Genomic DNA, 5,877 nt, shown 5'->3' with positions numbered 1-5,877 from the left:
AATCTTGCTGAATCTTTTGGTGAGAAAATCATTAATTTGTAAAGCCCGTTCTCTCAACTCCATGATTTCTTGGGTTGTGGCCAACTCAAGCAGGTCAATGTGATTTTCAGTTAGCAGGGGATCCCCAAGGTCGTCATTTTTATAGTAAAATTCTACGATTGGCTGCTTTAAGGAACGTCCTTCTTCCCAACCAATTCTCTTTGCGAGAGAACCAGCTACTACATTCCGGACGACCACCTCCAAAGGGATGATTTCTACACGACGAACCAGTTGTTCAATATCAGAAACCCTATCGATGAAATGGCTGGGAACACCAAAGTTGGTGAGGTCTTCGAAAATTTGGGCACTAATCAAATTGTTTAAAACACCCTTACCAAGGAGCCTGTCAAATTTCTGTCCGTTAAAAGCTGTTGCATCATCTTTGTAACGAACCCACAGAACTTGGGGGTCATCTGTCAAAAAAAGCTGCTTGGCTTTTCCTTCGTAGAGAAGAGTGGAGGGCGATAGATGGGTGCTCTGCATCGAAGATCGATTGATTTGTTTGTGGGAGAAGTCTGAAATAGTTATCGGACTCCTCTAAAATGTCAAAGGGTTATCCGAGTGCGGAGCAAGGAGTTTTGAATTCTTCAGCGTTGACGATTCAAATAGTTGCGTCGAGCTTGTCGAAAACCTTGGATATCCTGCGGAGTACGGGAAAAACGATTGGATTTCCTCGTCATTTCAGCAGCTTTGTAAGCAGAGTTGATTTCGGCCTCACTTTGGCGAATCTTAGGAATCGGCACCATTTTGTTGACAGTCTGACTTGTCAGGAAGTGCCGTTGGTAGAGGTTGGGATCACGTGCCCCTCGGTAGGGGGGGGACTTTAATTCATCGACAAACCAGAGATTATTGCGGATCATATGTTCAGCAGCATAGCCTGACTCTCGATCTCTGGTTCGCGGTCTTGGCTTGCCATAGCGATTCTGCTCGGCCATAAATCGTTGGTAACGTAATTGATCATCTCCTGCCAGCACATTGGGGAGAATACCTAGCCAGATAATCAGGGTTGCCAAGCTTAAGATAAAGAGAGTTGGTCTAATTTTCGCCACACTTTCATGAAAGATACCAGTTCGTATCAATTTGAGTTGCGAAGTCTTTTGTTTCAGAAACAACATTTTTTGCCCTTATCAACTTGCCGTGGGCTCTAGCCAATAGAGATTCCACCTGCAGCCTGTCAACTACAGGAATTTCAATGGATCTAGAAGAAGCGCTCCTTGAAGAGCAGGAAACGGTACTGCAACTTCCAACCGGAACACCAGATCAAATGGCCAAGGCCCTGTTTGAAGGCCAAATGGGGGTGACTGATTTCCACATGCACCAAGTACTGCAAGCCGCACTTTCCCGGGGAGGTGACTATGCAGATCTTTATTTTGAATACGCTTACCGGACCTCAGTGGTAATGGAGGAGAGCATCATCAAAAACTCCTCAATTTCCATTTCCAAAGGAGTAGGCGTGAGGGTCCTGAAAGGAGATCAAACGGGTTATGCTTACAGTGAAGATCTCAGCTTGGAAGCAATGCAACGAGCGGCCCGAACTGCAGCCTCAATTGCCACCTCAGCTACTGTCAAAGAACACGAAGGCTACCGATTTAACAGGCTAAAACCATCGAATTATTATCCTGTGATACGGATGGTAACCGATCTGCCTCTGGCAGACAAAATCACGAAAATTCAAGATGCAGAGCGAGCAGCCCATGACTACGATCCACGAATCAAGCGAGTCACCGTTTCAATGGTGGATACTGTTGACATTGTTAGAATCGTGACCTCTGATGGACGTTTTGTAAGTGACGTCCGGCCGATGTTCCGAATGAATGTACACTGTGTTGCCCAAGAAGAAAAAAATGTTCAGACAGGTTCAGCTGGTGTTGGAGGACGGGTCGGTCTGCCCTTTTTAGAAGCGGAGGATCATCCCAATCAAATCGGTAAAAAAGCAGCTGCAGAAGCAATTCTACTATTGGGAGCGGAACAAGCCCCATCAGGTTCAATGCCAGTGATTCTTGGCCCAGCGCAATCCGGGATTTTGTTGCACGAGGCGGTTGGTCACCCACTTGAGGCAGATTTCAATCGGAAGGGATCTTCAGCCTACAGTGGGCGGGTTGGTGAACAGGTAGCGTCCCCACTTTGTACGATCTACGACACGGGTACTATTGACTATGACCGGGGAGCCCTGAATTGTGATGATGAAGGATTTCTGCCAAGCCAAAATCTCTTGATCGAAAACGGAATTTTACGGGGCTACATGCATGATCGGATTAGTGCTGCACACTATGATCTAGAGCCCACAGGCAATGGCCGAAGAGAATCATATGCACATTACCCAATGCCAAGAATGACGACCACCTACTTAGCCAATGGTGAAACTGATCCTGAAGAGATTCTTGAGGCAGTGGATCAGGGAATCTACTGTGTTTCCTTTAGTGGTGGGCAAGTGGATATTTCGAATGGGGATTTTGTCTTTGTGCCCACAGTAGCCTACTTAGTCGAAAAGGGGAAAATAACCAAACCTATCAAGAATCTGACATTGATCGGTAATGGGCCAGATGCAATGTCACAGGTTAGTCTTGTGGGGAATGATTTTGCGTTTAGCGAAGGGATTTGGACCTGTGGAAAAGATGGGCAAAGTGTACCGGTCGGTGTGGGCTTGCCAACCGTATTGATCTCAGAAATGACTGTAGGAGGAATGTGATTGATCAGTACAAGCAGTTGGCTTCAAATATTGTAGAATACGGAAAGAAACTGGGGGCTGATCAGGTCTCAACTTCGCTTGTCAACGCAGTCTCCTTTCAGGTGGAAGTTCGTGATGGAAAAATTGAGTCTTTGAAGGAATCTGGCTCTGCTGGGATGTACGTGACACTATGCCGAGATCAGCAACGTTCAACAATTTCTTCGAATGACCTTCGGTTGGAAACTCTTCGCCCATTGATGCGTTCAGCCATGCAGTCTTTGCCATTCATGGGCAAGGATCCTTATTATAGTCTCCCTGATCCACAACTACAGGGACGTGCCGATGTTACCTTGGAATTTTCAGATCCTGATTTTCCGATTCATCAGTCTGAGCAAAAAGTAGCGATGGCCATTGAGTTAGAGGAGAAGACCCTTGCTTTGGAATCTAGCCTACGTTCTGAACAGGCCTACTATTCGGACCTTGTTTCTCACACAGTGCATGCTGATTCAAATGGGTTCTTAGACGGTTATTCTAAAACGCTCTACAGTGTTGGCATTTCCGTAGTTACAGAAGATAAAGCGACTTCAGGTCTCAATATTGGAAGAAAGCAAACTGATGGCTGGTTCAGCAGCGCAAGATTCTGGGAGAAATTAGAGGCCCTTGAATCAATTGCGGACAAAGCATGTCAACGGACGCTTCGCAAGTTGGGGGCAATCAAACCACCTACCTGCGAAGTGCCTGTTGTTTTTAGTGCGGAGATGGCCCGTAGTTTCTTAGCGAGTTGCAGCTCTGCGATGATGGGGGATCATGTTTTCAGGAAACAGTCTTTTCTGATGGACAAACTAGGCGAGTTGGTTGCGAATCCACAAATCCAATTGTCAGATCAACCACTGCTTTCAGGAATGTTAGGAAGCCGTTATTTTGACAGTGAGGGGGTCATCGCCAAACCGTTGACATTGATTGAAGATGGTAAGCTAGTTAATTACATGCTCTCCACTTATGCTGGAAACAAATTAAAGATGGAATCCACCGGCCATGCAGGCGGTATTTCTAATCTCGTTCTAGAACCCGGAAAATACACAGAAGAAGAGTTGATCAGTAGCGTGGATAATGGTCTATATCTGACCTCTATGAGTGGACAGGGAGTAAATGTTACCACAGGGGATTATTCCCGAGGAGCTCAGGGGCTTTGGATTCGCGATGGTAAGTTGGCAGAACCTGTCAGTGAATTCACCATTGCCAGCACCTTCCAACAGATGTTGCACAATCTTGATCTGATTGGCTGTGAAGTTGATACAAGAAACCCGATCCTAACTCCTCCCTTCCGCATCAATAAGATGAGCATTAGCGGCACCTGATTGCTTCTTCATGACAAAAGCCGGTGAATGATGGGTGCCCCCAACATCACCAATACCAAGCGAGTCAAGTGGTGCGTCAGTACGTAGGTTAAATCCGCTCCTGTAATAATAGCGATCATCATCATTTCTGCCTGTCCTCCTGCCAGAAAAGCCAAGAGAGCATTCAATTCTGATGCGATTCCTAGGTTGATGATCGTAATGATAAAACAGCCACTAATAGTGGCCAAGATCAAGCTGTAGACGACTCCAGCAAATATATCTCTCCGTAATTCTGCCAGGGTAATCCCTGTGAAATGAACTCCTACCGAAATTCCAATGAAAAACTGTGCACACCACATGATTTCTGCTGGTGGCCGGGTATGAATCAGACCTGATAATGAGAAGATTGCTGTCAAAATCATTGGACCAAGTATGGATGCGCCAAAAAGCCGAAAACGCTCCGCTATTTTCCAGCCCAACAACCCACAAATTGGCATCAGCAGAAGCTCCAAACCAGGAATGGAATGAATAGGAACCCCAGGAGGTTTGTGTAGATCAATCTGCCAAATCATCGCCATCAATGTCGGTGCTACCCAAATGATTCCCATTACACGCGTGGCGTGAATCAACGAGAGTGCTCTTGGGTTACCCCCTGCTTCCTGACCAAAAATCAGCATGTCTGACAAGCCTCCCGGCATAGAAGCGTAATATGCTGTGGCCTTATCGTAATGAAATACTTGACGAAAAAGGGGGTATCCCACGAGTCCAATTATGAGTACGAAGATTGGGATGAAGAAAATAGACTGTAGGTAGCGAGGGAATTCATGCAGCACTTCAGGTGTGATGGAAGATCCGATCGCAACTCCAAGGAAGGTACGCATGAAAATGCTGAACACTCCCATATCCTCCATGGGTTGCCGACAGAGTGCTGCGATCAGGCATCCCGCCATCGGGCCAAGTAGAAGTGGAAGAGGAATTCCCAATAACAGGAAGGCAACTGAACCAACGGAGGCCGTGAGTAAGGCCATCCTCCGTTTCTGATTCAGCCATCGGAAGAGAACAAAGTTCACTAGGGGTGAACCTTTTTTTGAATTGAGTTGATTAAAGTTGGTGCGAACAGGCTCACCGCTGCAAGAATCCAGAGGGTTAAACAGATATTGGATTCAAAGAAGATGATTACATCACCACCACTGTAGATCATGGCTCTGCGGAAGTTAGTTTCGATCAGATCTCCCAAGACAACTCCGAGAATCAGTGGAGCTAGTGGGAAATCTGCTCGACGAAGAAAGTAGCCGATCAGTCCAAAGATCAGAATCAATAAAACGTCGAATTCACTGCCATTGATGGTGTATGCACCGACCACACAAAGCATGGTGATCAGAGGCATTAAAATCCATCGGGGTGTCTGAAGGATTTTAGCAAACAGGCCGACAAGGGGAAGGTTCAGAATGATCAGAAAGAGATTGCCGATGAACATGGAAGCTGCCAGTCCCCAAAAGACATCTGGGCTGGTTTCCAGTAATAGAGGGCCTGGTTTGATGCCAAAACTGATCAATCCGCCTAGCATCACTGCGGTTGTTTCGCTTCCAGGAACTCCCAGAATGAGCAGAGGGATAAAAGATCCAACGGAGGCTGAATTATTAGCAGATTCTGGAGCAGCTACCCCCCGAATATCTCCACTCCCAAATTGGTTGGGTCGCAGGAGTTTCTTCTCTGTTGCATAGGCGATAAAACTAGCAATGGTTCCTCCTGCCCCAGGTAAGACTCCAATCAAAAATCCTGAAACACAGCTCCTCAATGAGGTAGCCAGGGAACCTGTAATTTCCTTAAAAG

Annotated in this window: 6 protein-coding genes; 2 read left to right on the top strand and 4 right to left on the bottom strand. The window is 46.4% G+C overall.

Going from position 1 to position 5,877, the window contains the following annotated elements; genetic code table 11:
* Nucleotides 1–522, bottom strand: a 522-nt coding sequence (locus P8O70_00780) for a phosphoribosylaminoimidazolesuccinocarboxamide synthase (protein MDG2195418.1), incomplete at its 3' end; no start/stop codon positions are given.
* Between the two features lie 104 nt (nt 523–626).
* The gene (locus P8O70_00775; protein ID MDG2195417.1) at nt 627–1,154 is read right to left on the bottom strand and encodes a hypothetical protein; all 528 of its coding nucleotides are present in this window, start codon (nt 1,152–1,154) and stop codon (nt 627–629) included.
* A 77-nt stretch (nt 1,155–1,231) separates the two neighbouring features.
* On the opposite strand from P8O70_00775, the gene P8O70_00770 reads away from it, so the two are divergent.
* Complete coding sequence (locus tag P8O70_00770; protein MDG2195416.1) at nt 1,232–2,728, top strand: metallopeptidase TldD-related protein; 1,497 nt, start codon at nt 1,232–1,234, stop codon at nt 2,726–2,728.
* A complete protein-coding gene (locus tag P8O70_00765) occupies nt 2,725–4,065 on the top strand; it encodes a TldD/PmbA family protein (protein ID MDG2195415.1) in 1,341 nt (446 codons plus the stop codon). Before P8O70_00770 ends, P8O70_00765 begins: the two co-directional genes overlap by 4 nt.
* A gap of 8 nt (nt 4,066–4,073) precedes the next feature.
* Here the strand turns inward: P8O70_00765 and P8O70_00760 are convergent, their stop codons facing one another.
* Nucleotides 4,074–5,072 carry an AbrB family transcriptional regulator gene (locus P8O70_00760; protein ID MDG2195414.1) on the bottom strand — a complete coding sequence of 333 codons (999 nt, stop codon included), beginning with the start codon at nt 5,070–5,072 and terminating at the stop codon, nt 4,074–4,076.
* Nucleotides 5,073–5,113: 41 nt separating this feature from the next.
* The coding region (locus P8O70_00755; GenBank protein ID MDG2195413.1) for a tripartite tricarboxylate transporter permease at nt 5,114–5,877 on the bottom strand (764 nt) is incomplete at its 5' end.

The sequence above is a fragment of the SAR324 cluster bacterium genome, from assembly GCA_029245725.1.
Classification (GTDB): Bacteria; SAR324; SAR324; order SAR324; family NAC60-12; genus JCVI-SCAAA005.
This window is presented reverse-complemented; position numbering and strand designations above follow the sequence as displayed.

What these genes read in the sequence shown, in the direction of transcription:
- P8O70_00775 (MDG2195417.1), bottom strand. Translation starts at nt 1,154, where the DNA reads ATGTTGTTTCTGAAACAAAAGACTTCGCAACTCAAATTGATACGAACT.
- P8O70_00770 (MDG2195416.1), top strand. Translation starts at nt 1,232, where the DNA reads ATGGATCTAGAAGAAGCGCTCCTTGAAGAGCAGGAAACGGTACTGCAA.
- P8O70_00760 (MDG2195414.1), bottom strand. Translation starts at nt 5,072, where the DNA reads ATGGCCTTACTCACGGCCTCCGTTGGTTCAGTTGCCTTCCTGTTATTG.